Here is a 16,060-nt window from a genome sequence, read left to right as displayed (position 1 = left end):
CTCGCTCTTTCGAGCGGTCGCTCACTCTCAGAAAACTGACTGGCTCGCGTCTCGCGACGCAAACCAACATGTTTTACTGTGCGAGCACTGATAACTTTTGAAGCATCACGAAGCCAAAGCCCCGTGGCGTTCGCCATCAAGCGCCCACACTTATCGGTTGTTTGTTTGTTAAAGAACTCAAGCGACCGGCTTTGCCGTTCGCTGTCGCTGCGTCTTTCGTCGCAGCGGAGAAACGAGATTATGCAGAGCATTCAACGTTTCGTCAACAGTTTTTGCAGAACTTTTTCTGCCGGCCGGTGCCGCGAACCCTCGCAACGCCAACCGCCTGCCAACCCCGCAACCGTTGTCGCTGCTGCGTTTGCAGCGCGCTTTGTGTTGCGAGGGGGCGAATATTAGGCCCGTTCCGCGACCTTTGCAACACGCATGTCACAAATTCATGGCGAGACATTCGGAATCTGTGACACAAGCCGTTGATCGCAAAGGAAAATCGGCCCGGCAAATTATTATCGGGCCGACCAATACCCCTCAACTTGCGTCGGGTATCTCCTGACTCAAGTTTTAGCGATGCTTGAAAACGGGTGGTCGTTTCTCCACAAATGCGGCCATCCCTTCCTTCTGATCTTCGGTGGCGAACGTCGAGTGGAACAGGCGGCGCTCGAAATGGACGCCTTCGTTGAGCGTTGTCTCATAGGCGGCGTTGACCGATTCCTTGATCATCATGACCACCGGCAGCGAATAGCCGGCGATCGTCTCCGCCGCCGACACGGCCTCGGCCACCAGCTTGTCGGCCGCCACCACGCGCGATACCAGCCCGGCCCGCTCGGCCTCGGCGGCGTCCATCATGCGCGCCGTCAGGCACAGGTCCATGGCCTTCGCCTTCGATACGGCGCGCGGCAGGCGCTGCGTGCCGCCGGCACCAGGCATGGTGCCCAGCTTGACCTCGGGCTGGCCGAACTTCGCGCTGTCGGCGGCAATCACGATGTCGCACATCATCGCCAGCTCGCACCCGCCGCCCAGCGCGTAGCCGGCTACCGCGGCAATCACGGGCTTGCGGATGCGGCGGATGGTTTCCCAGTTGCGCGTGATGTAATCGCCCTTGTAGACATCCATATAGGAATACCTGGCCATCATGCCGATGTCGGCGCCGGCGGCGAACGCGCGCTCGCTGCCCGTGATGACGATGCAGCCGATGGCCTCGTCCGCGTCGAAGGCGGTCAGCGCGGCGCCCAGTTCGTCCATCAGCGCGTCATTGAGCGCGTTCAGCGCCTTGGGGCGATTGAGCGTGACCAGCCCGACGCGGCCACGCGTCTCCACCAGGATGTTCTCGTACGGCATGTCTTCTCCTTGCGATGAGAGGAATTGGTGATCTGTCTGATACAGAAGCGGATCGATACTCGCCCGCCGCTGTGGCGGCGGTCAAGGCGGGCTGCCACCTCTTGCGCCATGCCGGCATCCCTACTACTATTTGCCGACCGGCTGGTCGGTTAATTTAAAGCGCGCGCGCTGCTATCTACAATGGCCGTGCGATCCATCGCGGCAACAGATCCGCACACCGACCCGAAGATCAAATGGCGCAGGAGACCACCATGCCCCCGTCACAGGTTAGCCCGGCCAGCCCGGTCAGCCCCGCGCACGCCCCCGCGCGTGCGCGTCTCGAAACCGGCCCCATCCTGCTGCGCTGGCACGGCGATGTCGCCGTCGTCACGCTCAACCGGCCCGACAAGCTCAACAGCTTCACGCGCGACATGCATCGCGCGCTGGTCCAGGCGCTGGATCAGACCGAAGCCGGCGCGGCCCGTGCGCTGCTGCTGACGGGCGCCGGCCGGGGCTTCTGTGCTGGGCAGGACCTGGCCGATCTCGATTTCACGCCCGGCCAGGCCACCGATCTGGGCGACCTGATCGATACCTGGTTCAACCCGCTGGTGCGCCGCCTGCAGGCGATGCCGCTGCCCGTGATCGCCGCGGTCAACGGCACGGCCGCCGGCGCGGGCGCCAATCTGGCGCTGGCTTGCGACATCGTGCTGGCGGCCCGCTCGGCCAGCTTTATCCAGGCATTCGTCAAGATCGGCCTGGTGCCCGATTCCGGCGGCACCTGGCTGCTCCCCAAGCGGCTGGGCATGGCGCGCGCGTTGGGGCTGGCGATGACCGGCGACAAGCTCACCGCCGAGGAGGCCGAAAAATGGGGCCTGATCTGGGAAGCGATGGACGATCCCCTGCTCATGGAACAGGCCATGGCGCTGGCCACCCATCTGGCCGCGCAGCCCACGCGCGCCCTGGCGGCGATCAAACAGTCGATGCACGCCAGCGCCACGAACACCTTCGACGCCCAGCTCGACCTCGAACGCGACCTGCAGCGCCAGCTTGGCCAGTCCCACGATTACAACGAAGGCGTGAACGCCTTTCTTGAAAAGCGCGCCCCGCATTTCAAGGGCGCCTGATCCCCTGCCCCGCGCGTGAAGGAGACCCGCTTGACCCAAGACCCCCAGGCCCTTGCCCAGGCCACGGCGCATGCCATGTACGAGTCCGACGCCTGCAGCCGCTGGCTGGGCATGGTGATCGAGGAAGTCCGCCCCGGCTACGCCCGCCTGTCGATGCCGGTACGGCCCGAGTTCCTGAACGGCCATGCCATCTGCCACGGCGGCCTGATGTTCACGCTGGCCGATTCGGCCTTCGCGTTCGCCTGCAACAGCCATAACATCAACACCGTGGCGTCGGGCTGCAGCATCGAATTCCTGCGGCCCGTGCAGGGCGGCGACGTGCTGACGGCCGAAGCCGTCGAGCAGATCCTGTCCGGCCGGCACGGCGTGTACGACATCAAGGTGACCAACCGCGCCGGCGAGCCGGTGGCGATGTTCCGCGGCAAGTCGGCCCAGATCAAGGGGCACGTCATCCCGCCGGCCGAGGCCTGACCCCAGACAAACGCGGTACCCTGCGCCAACGTAGCGCACCCATCCCGGAAACGTGGAGACATCATGAGCACGCGCCTGACCGATCTGCCCCTGGAGCCGATCGAGACTGCCAGCCGGCAGCAACTGCTAGCCCTGCAGCTGGAACGCCTGAAATGGTCGCTGCGCCATGCCTACGACCATTCGCCCGTGTACCGGCGCAAGTTCGACGAGGCAGGGGTACATCCCGACCAGCTGCAGTCGCTGGCCGACCTGGCGCGCTTTCCGTTCACCACGAAGAAGGATCTGCGCGACAACTACCCGTTCGGCATGTTCGCGGTGCCGCAGGACCGCGTGGCGCGCGTCCATGCCTCGTCGGGCACCACGGGCAAGCCCACGGTTGTCGGCTACACGCTGCGGGATATCGACACCTGGGCCACGGTGATGGCGCGTTCGATCCGCGCGTCGGGGGCGCGGCGCGGCGACAAGGTGCACATCAGCTACGGCTACGGGCTGTTCACGGGCGGGCTCGGTGCGCACTACGGCGTCGAGAAGGCTGGCCTGACGGCCATCCCGTTCGGCGGCGGCCAGACCGAGCGCCAGGTGCAGCTGATCCAGGACTTCAAGCCCGAGGTCATCATGGTGACGCCTAGCTACATGCTGGCGATTGCCGACGAACTGGAGCGCCAGGGCATCGACCCGGCATCGACATCGCTGCGCATTGGCATCTTCGGCGCCGAGCCGTGGACGCCCGAAATGCGGCAGGCGATCGAAAAGCGCATGGGCATCTCGGCCGTGGACATCTATGGGCTGTCCGAGGTGATGGGCCCGGGCGTGGCCAACGAGTGCGCCGAGACCAAGGACGGCCCCACCATCTGGGAAGATCATTTCTATCCCGAGATCATCGACCCCGACACTGGCGACGTGCTGCCCGATGGCGAATTCGGCGAACTGGTCTTCACGTCGCTCAGCAAGGAGGCGATGCCGGTGATCCGCTATCGCACGCGCGACCTCACGCGCCTGCTGCCGGGCACCGCGCGGGCCGCCTTCCGCCGCATGGAGAAGATCACGGGCCGCACCGACGACATGATGATCGTGCGCGGCGTGAACGTCTTTCCGTCGCAGATCGAGGAACTGATCCTCAAGCACACCGAACTGGCGCCGCATTACCAGTGCGTGCTGGGCAAGGAGGGGCCGCTCGACACCCTGACCGTGCGCGTGGAATGCGCCCACGGCGCCGAGCCGTCGGTGGCGGCCCAGGCGCGCGAGCAGCTGACGCACGACATCAAGGCCTATATCGGCGTGACGGCGGGCATCGAGATCCTGCCCGAAGGCGGGGTCGAGCGGTCGGTGGGCAAGGCGCGGCGCATCGTCGACAACCGGCCGCGCTGACCGTCACCCGCCAGCGCCAGCGCCGGCCGCCCGCCCACGCTACCCGGCGCCGGCCGTGCGCTGCGTCGCGCGCTTGACGCCCAGCCGGCGCGCCAGCTTGTGCAGGTTGCTGGCGTCCACGCCAAGCTGGCGCGCGGCCTGCGACCAGTTGCCGTCCTGCGCCTGCAAGGCCTGTTCGATGCAGCGGCGCTGGCAGGCATCCACCGCCTCGCGCAGCGACACGGCCGGCACCACCACCGGCGGCGCTGGCTCGACCGGCGCCACGGCGGCCAAGGCCAGCCCGCCCCCTACCCCATCGGCATCGAACAGATCGCGGAACAGGTCGACATCGAGCGTCAGGATGTCCACGCGATTGGCGCCCCGGCTGACTCGCTTCAGCGCGGCGCGGCTGATCACGTGTTCCAGTTCCCGCACATTGCCCGGCCACGGATAACGCCGCAGCGCGTCCTGCGCGGCGGCGGACAGTCGCAGGCTGCGCAATCCCAGCCGCGCGCGGTTCCGTTCCAGGAAATGCCCGGCCAGCAGCAGCACGTCGTTGTCGCGCTCGCGCAGCGGCGGAATCGGGATCGGATACACCGACAGCCGGTGATACAGGTCGGCACGGAACGAGCCATCGCGCACATGCTCGCGCAGCGGGCGATTGGTGGCGGCGATCACACGCACATCCACGCGGCGCGGCCGGTCGGACCCGAGCCGCTGGATTTCGCCGTTCTGCAGCGTGCGCAACAGCTTGGCCTGGATCGACAGCGGCAGTTCGCCCACCTCGTCCAGGAACAGCGTGCCGCCATCGGCAGCCTCGAACCGGCCCGGCCGCTCGCCGGTGGCGCCCGAGAACGCGCCGCGTACATGGCCGAACAGTTCGCTCTCGGCCAGCGATTCGGGCAGCGCCGCGCAGTTCACGTGGATCAGCGGCCGGTTGCGGCGCCGCGACAGCCGGTGCAGTCGGTGCGCGAACAGTTCCTTGCCCACGCCGGTTTCGCCCAGCAGCAGCACCGGCAGTTCGGAATCGGCCACCACGCGCAGTTCGTGCAGCAGATGGCCGATGGCCTGGCTCTGGCCGATGATCTCGCCGTCGTCGCGCACCACGTCGCCCACGGGCGCGTCGATCCGCCCCTGCCGTAGCGCCCGGATCTCCGCCTCCAGCCGCGTGATGCGGATGGCGGCCTCGATGACCGGCGTCAGCCGTTGCAGTGCAGCCTGGGCGGCATCGGTGAAGGTGCCCACCCGCAGCGCATCGAGCGTCAGCACGCCCCACGTCTTGCCTTCGGCCTCCAGGCTGATGCCCATGCAGTCGTGCACCGGCAGCGGCTCGCCCACGTGTTCGTCGATCAGGCCGTCGTACGGGTCGGGCAGCGCGCTGTCATGGTGGAAGCACGTCACGCCCCGGCGCGCCAGGATGGCCGCCAGCCGGGGATGCAGGCTCACGGCAAAGCGGCGCCCCAGCGCGTCGCGCACCAGACCATCGACGGCCACGGGCCGCAACTGGTCTTCCTCCAGGCGCAGCAGCGCCACCGCCCCGCAACGGAAATGCGCACGCAGGCTGCCCACCAGTCTCTGCATCCGTTCCGCCTGCGGCAGATCCGCGCACAGGTCGGCCTGTAGTCGCTCGCCAATCATGGTTAAAAACACCCTCTTCAGGTTCGATTCACCACGCCGGCTCACGGTCCAAATGACCCTGCCGAAAGGTAAATCATTGAATCTTTGAATCTTTCTAGTGGGCACGAGATTCGCACAAGAGGCGTCGGCATCTATTGAGAAGGAGCAAATCATGAGCATGCAAGACCAGTCTCCGGGCCAGTTGGCCCGCGCGACGCGTGCAACCCGTGGCGGGCGCTGTACCTGGGCCTGCGCACGTTCCGCGAAGACCTGATGGAACACATCCATCTGGAAAACAACGCGCTGTCCGAGCGCGCCGCGTGTCCGACGCGTCCGATGCGTCCGGCGCCTCCGGCGCACTGATCTCGGCGCCCGACCGGCGAGCCATCCCGCATCCTGCCAACCCATCCTCGCGTACCGATACGCCTCCATCATGGGCCCCTACAAGAAACTATGGTTCACGCTGATCGCCGTGCTGGCGATCACGTTCGCTCTCCTTGGCTACTACGGTTCCGAGGTCTACCGGCAGCAGCCGCCCATCCCGGCTGAGGTCGTCACCGCCGACGGCACGACGCTGTTCACCGCCGAAGATATCCTCGACGGCCAGACCGCCTGGCAGTCGGTGGGCGGCATGCAGCTGGGCTCGATCTGGGGCCACGGCGCCTACCAGGCGCCCGACTGGACGGCCGACTGGCTGCACCGCGAACTCACCGCGTGGCTGGACCTGGCCGCACGCGAGCGGTTCGGCCACGACTTTGCCGCGCTCGACGCCGGCGACCAGGCCGTGCTGCGCGCACACCTGAAAGCGGAATATCGCGGCAACCACACCGACGCCCGCAACGTGCTGACCGTGTCGCCACGCCGCGCCAAGGCCATCGAGATGACGGCCGACTATTACCAGCGGCTGTTCTCCGACGCGCCCGAGCTGCACAAGAGCCGGGAGAGCTTCGCGATGAAGGAAAACACGCTGCCCTCGCCCGCGCGCCGCGTGCAGCTCACGCATTTCTTCTTCTGGACAGCGTGGGCCGCCGCCACCGATCGTCCCGGCCACACCGCCACCTACACCAACAACTGGCCGCATGAGCCGCTGATCGACAATCGCCCGACCGCCGAGAACGTGGTCTGGTCGGTGGCCAGCGTGGTGGTGCTGCTGGCCGGCGTGGGGCTGCTGATCTGGGCGTGGGCCTTCCTGCGCGGCAAGGAAGCGCCGCTGCCGGCGGCGCCGGCCCGCGATCCGCTGTCGACCTTTGCGCTGACGCCGTCGCAACGCGCGCTGGGCAAGTACGTGTTCCTGGTGGTGGCGCTGTTCGCGTTCCAGGTGCTGATTGGCGGCTTCACCGCGCACTACACGGTCGAGGGCCAGAAGTTCTACGGCATCGACGTGTCGCAGTGGTTCCCGTACGCGCTGGTGCGCACCTGGCATATCCAGAGCGCGCTGTTCTGGATCGCCACCGGCTTCCTGGCGGCCGGCCTGTTCCTGGCACCGCTGATCAACGGCGGCAAGGACCCGAAGTATCAGCGGCTGGGCGTGGATATCCTGTTCTGGGCGCTGGTGGTGGTCGTGGTGGGATCGTTCACGGGCAACTATCTGGCCATCGCGCAGACGATGCCAGCCAACCTGAATTTCTGGCTGGGCCATCAGGGCTACGAATACGTGGACCTGGGCCGACTGTGGCAGATCGGCAAGCTGGCCGGGATCGTGATCTGGCTGGTGCTGATGCTGCGCGGCATCGCCCCGGCGCTCCGGGCACGCAGCGGTGGCGACAAGAACCTGCTGGCGCTGCTGACGTCGTCGGTGGTGGCCATCGGCCTGTTCTACGGGGCGGGCCTGTTCTACGGCGAACGCACCAGCCTGACGGTGATGGAGTACTGGCGCTGGTGGGTGGTCCACCTGTGGGTGGAAGGCTTCTTCGAAGTGTTTGCCACCACGGCGCTGGCCTTCATCTTCTCCACGCTGGGCCTGGTATCGCGCCCGATGGCCACCGCGGCCAGCCTGGCCTCGGCCTCGCTGTTCATGCTCGGCGGCATCCCCGGCACGTTCCACCACCTGTACTTTGCCGGCACCACCACGCCCGTGATGGCCATCGGCGCCACGTTCTCGGCGCTGGAAGTCATGCCGCTGATCGTGCTGGGCCATGAAGCCTGGGAAAACTGGCGCCTCAAGGAACGCGCGCCGTGGATGAACCACCTGCGCTGGCCGGTGATGTGCTTCACGGCCGTGGCGTTCTGGAACATGCTCGGCGCCGGCGTGTTCGGCTTCATGATCAACCCGCCGATCTCGCTGTATTACGTGCAGGGCCTCAATACCACGCCGGTCCACGCGCACGCCGCGCTGTTCGGGGTCTATGGCTTCCTGGCGCTCGGCTTCACGCTGCTGGTGCTGCGTTACGTCCGCCCGGACTACAAGCTAAGCCCGCGCATGATGTCGATCGCCTTCTGGGGCCTGAACGGCGGCCTGGTGCTGATGATCGGCACCAGCCTGCTGCCGGTGGGCATCATCCAGGCGCTGGCCAGCATCCGCGAAGGGCTCTGGTACGCGCGCAGCGAAGCGTTCGTGCAGCAGCCGATCCTGCAGACGCTGCGCTGGGTACGCACCTTCGGCGACGTGGTGTTCCTGGCGGGCGCCCTGACGTTCGCGCTGCAAGTGGTGCTGGGACTGCTGTCGCGCGGCCCGGCGCGCGCCGTGCCGGAAGGCCGCCTCGCTGGTCAGTCATGACGTGACACCGGCATGAAGCCGCCGGGTGCCTGTCGGGGCCCGGCGGCTTTCCTGCATCGATCACCGGATGGATTTCACCAGGCGTCGAGCCGCCAGCCTTCGTCGGTGGCCACCAGGCGGTCGGTCAATGCCAGACCATCCAAGAAGGCATCGTCGTGCGATACCACCACCAGGGCGCCCTGGTAGCCGCGCAGCATCGCCTCCAGCGCCTGGGCCGACGGCAGGTCCAGATGGTTGCTTGGTTCGTCGAGCAACAGCAGTTGCGGCGGCGGGTCTGCGTACAGGGTACAGGCCAGCGCCGCCTTCAGCCGTTCGCCGCCGCTCAACGCGCCGCTGGGGGCGGCGACCTTCTGCGCATCAAGCCCGAGGTGCGCCAGCAGCATGCGCAGGTTTGCCTCGGTGGCCGTGCCGTTCGCCGCCCGCATCTGCGCCAGGACTGACTGCTCCGGATCGAGATTGGCCAGTTGCTGGTCCAGGTAAACCGTCTCGGCGGAACGCCTGCAGGTCCCGGCCAACGGCGCAAGCTGGCCCGCCAGCGTCTTCAGCAGCGTGGATTTCCCGCAGCCGTTCGGCCCGACCACGCCCACGCGCTGCTTGCCCGTCACGGTCAGGCTGACGCTGCGGGTGGCGCCCGGCACGAACGGTAGCGCCACTGCGTCAAGCTCGGCCACACGCCGGTGCGCGGCCTGGGCGACCTGAGCGACCTGACCGACCGGCACGCCGTGAAGTGTGATGTGTGCCGCCTGCTCCACCTGCTGCGCGGCTTCGCGCACACGTTGGTCCAGATCGGCCTGGCTGGCGGCTTGTTGCTGGCGCAGCTTGCCGGCGGACACTTCGCTGCGCGCCTTCTGGCCGCCGAGCAGAATTTTGGCCTGGTTCGACGTTTTCCCCTCCCGGTTGCCGCGCGCCTGGCGTCGTGCCTGACGCTCGCGCTGATCCAGCATCGACCGTTGCTCGCGCTTGCGTTCGAGCTTGCGCTGTGCGAGCTGGTCGATCGCATGCTGTCGCTCGTCGGCCTTGCATTGGGCGTAGAACGTGTAGTTGCCGCCGTAGCTGCGCAGCCCCAGCGAGGACAGTTCCACGATGCGCGACAGGGTGTCCAGCAGCGCCCGGTCGTGGCTCAGCACCAGCAACCCGCGCGGCCACTGCTGCAGCTGATCGATCAGCGCCCGACGCGCGGGCCGGTCGAGATGGTTGCTGGGCTCGTCGAGGATCAGGAAATCGGCATCGGACAACATGGCGCCGACCAGCGCCACCCGCATGGCCTCGCCGCCGCTCAGGGTGTCGGCCGTCGCCGCGGCATCGAGATGGCCCAGGCCATTGCGGTCGAGTGCCTGTTGCAGCCGCTGGCGCACATCCCAGTCGCTGCCCACGGCATCGAAATCCTCCGGGGCGCTGCTGCCCGCCTCGATCCGCGCCAGCGCGTCGAGCGTATGCCGCACCCCAGCCAGGCTGGCCACGGTCGCATCGGCAGGCGGCGCCACCTGCTGGGCCAGATAGCGCACGGTGCCGGAGCGCAGGCAGCGCCCGCGCGTGGGCGGCAACTGTCCAGCCAGAATCTGCGCCAGCACGGATTTCCCCGCGCCATTGCGCCCGACCAGGCCGGTGGAGCGCTGGTCGAAAGTCTCGTCGAGATCGGAGAAAAGGCGCCTGCCGTCGGGCAGGACATAGGACAGGCCTTCGAGCCTGAGATAGGGATCGGTCATGCGTGGATTCCAGGGATGCCAGGAACTCCCCCAGCTTGCGGGGGCGGGTGGAGACTGGCCGTCTTTCGACGGCGGCATCAATGGCGCATGGGACCAATACCTCTGTGTTGGGGGATCAGGCGGCTATTGTAATGGGGATGAAAAAACCTTGCGTGAGGGGGAGCGGAAAGCGCCGTTCAGGCGGCGAGTTCGCAGCTTGAGTTACCCGCCCTCTCCGACCCCTCCCCGGCTCGCTGGAGCGTGGAGACATCGGTAGGGCGATGCTGCGCCATCGCCACCACTTCCCCGACGAGGATGATCGACGGGCTGGCCAGCCCGGCCCCCACGGCATCGGTCAGCGTGCCCAGCGTGCCGGCCCAGCTGCGCTGATCGGCGCAACTGGCGTGCATCACCACGCCGGCTGGCATGTCCGCCCGCATCCCTGCCCGCAGCAGGGCCTCGCGGATCGACGCGATGCGGTGCATGCCCATATAGATCACCAGCGTGGTGCCGCTGGCCGCCAGCGCCCGCCAGTCCGGTTCGCCATCGCCGCGCGTATGCGCGGTGACGAAGGTCACCCCATGGCAATGGGCACGATGGGTCAGCGCAACACCCAGCGCCTGCGCGGCCGCCAGTCCGCTGCTGATGCCGTTCACCACCTCGACATCGAGCCCGTGCCCGCGCAGGAACGCCACTTCCTCGCCGCCCCGGCCGAACATAAGCGGATCGCCGCCCTTCACGCGCGCCACGCAGCGGCCCGCCAATGCATGCGCGAGGGTCTGGGCGTGGATGCTGGCCTGGCTGACCGAGCAGCGCCCGCCGCGCTTGCCGACGGCAATGATCTCGGTGCCGGGGCTGGCGTAGCACGCCATCGTCTCGGGCACCAGATCGTCGATCAGCCAGACCTGCGCTTCCGACAAGGCCCGCGCGGCCTTGACCGTCACCAGGTCCGGATCGCCGGGGCCGACACCGACCAGCCAGACCTTGCCCGTCTGCCGGCACTGCGCGCCGTGCCGCACTTCCCGCTGCTGCCCCGCTCGCGCCTGGCGCGGGCCATCCATGTTCCACCGTGTCATCATGTCATCTCTCAGTTCAATGGCTCGTGCCCGAAGAACGCGTGGTCTTGTTGAAGACGTTGTACTTGCCCACCGGCTTGTCCATCGGCAATCGCTTGATTTCCTGCAGCGTCGCCGCGTCGTAGACCACGATGGCGCCCTTGTCTTCCATCAGGCTGACCAGCGCATAGCGCCCATCGCGCGTGAACTCCACGTGTGCCGCCGTCCGGCCCGGCGACGGCGTGACGCTGCCCACCACCTTCAGCGTCTGCTTGTCGATGATCTGGAGCGTGTCGCGGCGCGGGCTCATCATGGCGTCGGTCCAGGCATAGGGCGTGGCCTCGTGGCTGCGCAGGAAGAAGCCCGGGCCATTCGTGGCGATGGTGGCCACGGTCTGCCAGGTCTGCATGTCGATCACGCTCAGCGCGCCCTGCTTGAGGTTGGGCGACGCCATCACGTCGCGCCCGTCGCGCTGCCACGTGATGCCGCTGCCCAGGTGTGGCATGCCGGACAGGGCCAGGTCCGCCACCTTGCGCCCGGCATCGAGATCGATCACCTGGCCGGCACCGCCGCGCGAGGCGCCCAGGATATGGCGATACGGCTGGTCGAAGAAGAAGTCGTCGAGCACGTCGTCCAGCGCGATCACGCGCGGTTCCAGCGGGGCGTAGGGAATCTCCCAGACTTCGGGGATATCGCGCAGCGCGGCGATAAACGCGCCGCGCGGCGCGGCATCGTAAACCGCCGAAACGCGCGACGCCTTGCCGTTTGCCCCGGTCACGGGATACACCCTTTCCAGCGACAGGTCGTCGGCACGCAGCAGCACCATGGTCTGCGGCAGCGTGTTGCCGGCCAGCACCCATTTGCCGTCGTCGCTGACCGCCACATTGCGCGTGTTCAGCCCCGCGCGTGTCTCGGCCACCAGCGTCAGGTTCCACAGGTCGTACTTGCTGATCCAGCCGTCACGGCTGGCCACATAGACATAGCGGCCGTCACGGCTGAACTTGGGGCCGCCGTGCAGCGCAAAGCGCGTCTGGAACCGGTGGATCGGCTCCAGCTTGTCGCCATCGAGCACGCGCAGATGATGGCTGCCCGATTCCACCACCAGGAACAGGTTCGATGGATCGGCGCGGAACACCGGCTTGTCCGGCAGGCTGCCCGGTGCGTGATACACCACGCGCGACGCGCGGATGTCTGCCGCCCCCCAGTGCGGCGCCTGCGCCGGCGCCGTGCGCAGCCAGGTGGCGATCTGGTCCAGCGTGGCCTCCGGCAACTGGCCGGCAAAGCCCGGCATCTGCGTGGCGGCCCTGCCATGGCGCAGGACATCGCGCAAGGCATCGGGCTTGAGCCGTTCCAGGCTTTCCGGCAGCAGCGCCGGCCCCATGCCGCCGAGCCGGTCGGCGCCGTGGCAGGCCGCGCAATGCTGCTGGAATACGGCCGCCGGGACGGACGACGGACCGGACGCCGGACCGGACGCGCTAGCGGCAAGTACCCCCGTCCACGCGCAGGCAGCCATCGCCAGCCCCGCAATCAGGCGTTTCATGCGGCAATCTCCCGGCCGAGCGGATCGGCGATTTCCTCGTCGGACAAATAGCAGCCCGGATCCTCGGCCCACGGATTGCCGCTGACGGCATAGGCGCGCACGCGCGTGTTGCCATTGCAGATCTCGCGATGGGCGCAGGTGGCGCAGCGCCCTTCCAGCGGCCGGGGGCTCGACTTGAGCCCGCGCATCAGCGGATGGCTGCGATCGGCCCAGATATCGCCAAACGCGCGCTGTCGGACATTGCCGATCGACACATGCCACCACATGGTGTCCGGATGCACATTGCCGAGGTTGTCGATATTGGCCACGCCCACCCCGGTGGCGTTGCCGCCCCAGTTGACCAGGCGCTGGCGCATGTCCGCCAGCCGACCGGGCTGGCGCCGGGCGATCCAGTGCAGCAGGCTCACGCCATCGGCATCGTTGTTGCCCGTGACGAAATCGCCGGCCCGGCCTTCCTGCGCACGCGCCCAGACATGGTCGAACAGCCAATCCACGGCCACACGCGTATGGGCGTGATGGGCATCGTCGCCCCGGTGGCTGCTGCCACGGCCCGCATAGTTGAAATGCGAGAGATAGAACTTGTCGATGCCTTCGGCTTCGGTCAGCGCCACCACATCGGGCAATTCGTCGGCATTGGCTTCGGTCAGCGTCATCCGCACGCCCACGCGCAGGCCGCATTGCCGGGCCACGCGCAGCCCGTCCAGCGCCTGCCGGAACGCGCCGGGGCAGCGCCGGAAGCGGTCGTGCGTGGCTTCCAGGCCGTCCAGGCTCACGCCCACGTAGTCGAAGCCGGCCACCAGCAGCCGGGCCGCATGCCGGGTGTCGAGCAGCGTGCCGTTCGACGACAGCGACAGATGAAAGCCAAGCCGCTTGGCGTGCGCGGCAATCTCGTACAGGTCCGGCCGCAGCAACGGCTCGCCGCCGGACAGGATCAGTGCCGGCACCCTGGCCGCCTTCAGCTGTTCCAGCACGCCGATGGCTTCGGCGGTGGACAGCTCGCCCTTGAAGTCGGTATCGGCGGACGTGGAATAGCAGTGCTTGCAGTTGAGGTTGCAGCGCCGCACCAGATTCCAGATCACCACCGGGCCTCCGGTGCGGCGCGGCGCCGGCGGTACAGGGCCGCCATCGCGCAATGCCTCCATGAAGCGGGAAACTCTGAACATGATCAATCTCCGGAGGCCCGCAGGCGCAGGCCGGTTTTCTTGAGGATGTGGGTGGACCACAGCACGTCGTGCGACCGGCATGCCTGGCCCAGCAGATCTCGTATTTCTGCGATGTGCGGGGCGGCTTCTTCCTGCGTGCGCGCATGGACCATCGCAAACAGGTTGTAGGGCCAGTCCGGCAGCCGGCGCGGCCGCTGGTAGCAATGGCTGACGCACGGCAACGCGCCCACGCGCGGGCCCAGTTCGGCCATCCGCGCGTCGTCGACATCCCACACCGTCATGCCGTTGGCGCGCCAACCCAGCGCGTAATGGTTCGGCACCGCGCCAATCCGGCGCAGCACCCCACGGTCGCGCATGGCCGCGAAGCGGGCCAGCACCTCGGCTTCGGGAATGCCGATCAACGCTCCCAGCGCGTGCCACGGCGCCGGCACCAGCGGCAGGCCGGCCTGCGTGGCCTGGATCAGCGCGCGGTCGATGGGGTCCAGTTCGCTGGCGCGGGCGGCAACGGCAAGGGGGTGGCTTGGGGCGATCGGCATGGGTGCTACACCGGCAGATACAGGTTGACGAAGAATTCGCGTTCCTTCGGGAAAGGCAGGATCTCGACGCCGGCGCTGGCCGCCACGCGCGCCAGCACGGCGGGCACGTCGTCCGCGTTGGAGACGGCCAGCACGAACCACAGGTTCAGGTGATGGGTGCGGGCGTAGTGATGGGCCACCTCCGGAAAGGCATTGATGGCCGCGATTACCGCGTCCAGCCGGTCGGCCGGGGCATGGCAGGCGCACAGCACGAACTGTCCGCCCGCCCGCTCGATCTGGAACAGCGGGCCGAAGCGTGTCAGCACGCCCCGCGCCAGCAGCGCGCGCAAGCGGGCGATCAGTGCGGCCTCGCTGATATCCAGCGCGGCGGCGGCATCGGCGTAGGGTCGGGGCGTCAGCGGCAGCCCGCGTTGCAGCGTGTTGACGATCTGCCGGTCGAGCGTATCGAGCGTGGGGATGGCGGCGGGCGCGTCCAGGTCGGTGGCGGGGTCGGTCATGTCGGCGGCACCTCCCAGCTATAGCGCGTGCCGCACTGCTTGAAGCACGTGCCGCTGCGCAAGACCCTGCCGGGCAGCCCGCCCATGCCGCCCTGGTGGTCGAAGTGTTCCAGCGCGGATTGCAGCTCGGCTTCGCTGCGCGCGTGCACCATCGCGAACAGGTTGTACGGCCAGCCGGGCAGCCGGCGCGAGCGGCGGTAGCACAGCGACACCGGCGCCACCCGCGCCAGCCGCGTACCAATGGCGTCCACGCGGGCATCCGGCACATTCCACACACACATGGCGTTATGACGATACCCAAAGTGGCGGTGATGCAGGATCACGCCGAAGCGGCGGATCACACCGCTGGCGTGCCACTGCGCGATGCGCGACAGCACCCGGTGCAGCGGCATGCCACAACGCCGGGCCAGCGCGTGGAACGGCTGCGGCGTCAGCGGCAGCCCCATTTCCAGCGCCGCCACCAGGCGCCAGTCGTCGTCGTCCAGCTGTACCGGCGCGGCCGATGGCGTACGCCTGCCACGCGGCGTGCCCGACGCGCCAGACATCGAAAAGCCCAGGTCGATGTGGTATTCGCGCTCCATCGGCAGGTCCAGCGGTAACTGGTCCACGTCATCGGCAATGCTGCCCAGCACCACATCCAGCGCGGCACGATTGCGCGCGCCGGCCACGAACCAGAGGTTGTAGCGGTGGCCATGCCGCGCGTAGTTGTGGCTGACCGCGCCATAGGCATTGACGCGTGCCGCCACGCGGGGCAGCGCATCGGGCGGCACGGCCAGCGCCGCCAGCGTACTGGCGCCGATCACGTTGGGCGCGAACACGGCGCCGATCCGGCTGACGCGGCCGGCACCCACGTCGCGCGCCAGCAGGCTCAGTACCGTGTGTTCGTTCAGGTCCAGCGCGGCGCCCGCGCTCTGGAACGGGCGCGGCACGATCGGGAAGTCGCGCTGGATGCTGTCGTAGAAGCGTTGCTCGTCGAACATGGCTGTCACATCGCA

General features: G+C 67.8%; 13 protein-coding genes and 1 pseudogene. 5 read left to right on the top strand and 9 right to left on the bottom strand.

What is annotated here, in order from left to right:
• Window positions 1-558: 558 nt before the first annotated feature.
• A complete protein-coding gene (locus AC24R4_RS18870) occupies window positions 559-1,335 on the bottom strand; it encodes an enoyl-CoA hydratase (RefSeq protein ID WP_487523484.1) in 777 nt (258 codons plus the stop codon).
• Window positions 1,336-1,586: 251 nt separating this feature from the next.
• Between AC24R4_RS18870 and paaG the strand changes: the two genes are divergently transcribed.
• The 3 genes from paaG (at window position 1,587) to paaK (ending at window position 4,277) form a co-directional block, all read left to right on the top strand.
• The gene (gene paaG / locus AC24R4_RS18865; protein WP_487523483.1) at window positions 1,587-2,438 is read left to right on the top strand and encodes a 2-(1,2-epoxy-1,2-dihydrophenyl)acetyl-CoA isomerase PaaG; all 852 of its coding nucleotides are present in this window, start codon (window positions 1,587-1,589) and stop codon (window positions 2,436-2,438) included.
• A gap of 30 nt (window positions 2,439-2,468) precedes the next feature.
• The gene (paaI, locus tag AC24R4_RS18860) at window positions 2,469-2,909 is read left to right on the top strand and encodes a hydroxyphenylacetyl-CoA thioesterase PaaI (protein ID WP_400396831.1); all 441 of its coding nucleotides are present in this window, start codon (window positions 2,469-2,471) and stop codon (window positions 2,907-2,909) included.
• A 63-nt stretch (window positions 2,910-2,972) separates the two neighbouring features.
• Window positions 2,973-4,277 carry a phenylacetate--CoA ligase PaaK gene (gene paaK / locus AC24R4_RS18855; RefSeq protein WP_400396828.1) on the top strand — a complete coding sequence of 435 codons (1,305 nt, stop codon included), beginning with the start codon at window positions 2,973-2,975 and terminating at the stop codon, window positions 4,275-4,277.
• Window positions 4,278-4,316: 39 nt separating this feature from the next.
• Here the strand turns inward: paaK and norR are convergent, their stop codons facing one another.
• Window positions 4,317-5,894 (bottom strand): nitric oxide reductase transcriptional regulator NorR, encoded by a 1,578-nt coding sequence (gene norR / locus AC24R4_RS18850; RefSeq protein WP_487523482.1) that lies wholly within the window; start codon window positions 5,892-5,894, stop codon window positions 4,317-4,319.
• Window positions 5,895-6,080: 186 nt separating this feature from the next.
• Here norR and AC24R4_RS18845 point away from each other — a divergent pair.
• Window positions 6,081-6,236, top strand: a pseudogene (locus AC24R4_RS18845) (iron-sulfur cluster repair di-iron protein); the annotation flags it as partial.
• A gap of 70 nt (window positions 6,237-6,306) precedes the next feature.
• A complete protein-coding gene (locus AC24R4_RS18840; protein ID WP_487523481.1) occupies window positions 6,307-8,589 on the top strand; it encodes a nitric-oxide reductase large subunit in 2,283 nt (760 codons plus the stop codon).
• Window positions 8,590-8,663: 74 nt separating this feature from the next.
• On the opposite strand, the gene AC24R4_RS18835 is transcribed toward AC24R4_RS18840, so the two are convergent.
• The 7 genes from AC24R4_RS18835 to ahbB (AC24R4_RS18805) all read right to left on the bottom strand — a co-directional run bounded on the left by AC24R4_RS18835 (window position 8,664) and on the right by ahbB (AC24R4_RS18805) (window position 16,045).
• Window positions 8,664-10,295, bottom strand: a complete 1,632-nt coding sequence (locus tag AC24R4_RS18835; protein WP_487523480.1) for an ABC-F family ATP-binding cassette domain-containing protein — start codon at window positions 10,293-10,295, stop codon at window positions 8,664-8,666.
• A gap of 176 nt (window positions 10,296-10,471) precedes the next feature.
• The gene (gene cobA / locus AC24R4_RS18830; RefSeq protein WP_487523479.1) at window positions 10,472-11,353 is read right to left on the bottom strand and encodes a uroporphyrinogen-III C-methyltransferase; all 882 of its coding nucleotides are present in this window, start codon (window positions 11,351-11,353) and stop codon (window positions 10,472-10,474) included.
• A 13-nt stretch (window positions 11,354-11,366) separates the two neighbouring features.
• The gene (locus AC24R4_RS18825; RefSeq protein ID WP_487523478.1) at window positions 11,367-12,869 is read right to left on the bottom strand and encodes a cytochrome D1 domain-containing protein; all 1,503 of its coding nucleotides are present in this window, start codon (window positions 12,867-12,869) and stop codon (window positions 11,367-11,369) included.
• Window positions 12,866-14,032, bottom strand: a complete 1,167-nt coding sequence (nirJ, locus tag AC24R4_RS18820; RefSeq protein WP_487523477.1) for a heme d1 biosynthesis radical SAM protein NirJ — start codon at window positions 14,030-14,032, stop codon at window positions 12,866-12,868. The genes AC24R4_RS18825 and nirJ overlap by 4 nt, the downstream gene beginning before the upstream one ends.
• Window positions 14,033-14,034: 2 nt before the next feature.
• Complete coding sequence (gene ahbB / locus AC24R4_RS18815; protein WP_487523476.1) at window positions 14,035-14,568, bottom strand: siroheme decarboxylase subunit beta; 534 nt, start codon at window positions 14,566-14,568, stop codon at window positions 14,035-14,037.
• A 5-nt stretch (window positions 14,569-14,573) separates the two neighbouring features.
• A complete protein-coding gene (locus AC24R4_RS18810; RefSeq protein WP_487523475.1) occupies window positions 14,574-15,065 on the bottom strand; it encodes an Lrp/AsnC family transcriptional regulator in 492 nt (163 codons plus the stop codon).
• Window positions 15,062-16,045, bottom strand: coding sequence for a siroheme decarboxylase subunit beta (gene ahbB, locus AC24R4_RS18805; protein ID WP_487523474.1), 984 nt, complete (start codon window positions 16,043-16,045; stop codon window positions 15,062-15,064). The genes AC24R4_RS18810 and ahbB (AC24R4_RS18805) overlap by 4 nt, the downstream gene beginning before the upstream one ends.
• Window positions 16,046-16,060: the final 15 nt, after the last annotated feature.

Source organism: Cupriavidus sp. CER-90, assembly GCF_057652055.1.
Note: the sequence above shows the minus strand (reverse complement) of the source record. Positions and strands in the feature narration are given on the sequence as shown.

Bases quoted from the DNA above. Each gene is read 5' to 3' on its own strand.
- AC24R4_RS18870 (WP_487523484.1), bottom strand. From the start codon at position 1,335: ATGCCGTACGAGAACATCCTGGTGGAGACGCGTGGCCGCGTCGGGCTG.
- paaG (WP_487523483.1), top strand. From the start codon at position 1,587: ATGCCCCCGTCACAGGTTAGCCCGGCCAGCCCGGTCAGCCCCGCGCAC.
- paaK (WP_400396828.1), top strand. From the start codon at position 2,973: ATGAGCACGCGCCTGACCGATCTGCCCCTGGAGCCGATCGAGACTGCC.
- norR (WP_487523482.1), bottom strand. From the start codon at position 5,894: ATGATTGGCGAGCGACTACAGGCCGACCTGTGCGCGGATCTGCCGCAG.
- AC24R4_RS18840 (WP_487523481.1), top strand. From the start codon at position 6,307: ATGGGCCCCTACAAGAAACTATGGTTCACGCTGATCGCCGTGCTGGCG.
- AC24R4_RS18835 (WP_487523480.1), bottom strand. From the start codon at position 10,295: ATGACCGATCCCTATCTCAGGCTCGAAGGCCTGTCCTATGTCCTGCCC.
- cobA (WP_487523479.1), bottom strand. From the start codon at position 11,353: ATGATGACACGGTGGAACATGGATGGCCCGCGCCAGGCGCGAGCGGGG.
- AC24R4_RS18825 (WP_487523478.1), bottom strand. From the start codon at position 12,869: ATGAAACGCCTGATTGCGGGGCTGGCGATGGCTGCCTGCGCGTGGACG.
- nirJ (WP_487523477.1), bottom strand. From the start codon at position 14,032: ATGTTCAGAGTTTCCCGCTTCATGGAGGCATTGCGCGATGGCGGCCCT.
- ahbB (WP_487523476.1), bottom strand. From the start codon at position 14,568: ATGCCGATCGCCCCAAGCCACCCCCTTGCCGTTGCCGCCCGCGCCAGC.
- AC24R4_RS18810 (WP_487523475.1), bottom strand. From the start codon at position 15,065: ATGACCGACCCCGCCACCGACCTGGACGCGCCCGCCGCCATCCCCACG.
- ahbB (WP_487523474.1), bottom strand. From the start codon at position 16,045: ATGTTCGACGAGCAACGCTTCTACGACAGCATCCAGCGCGACTTCCCG.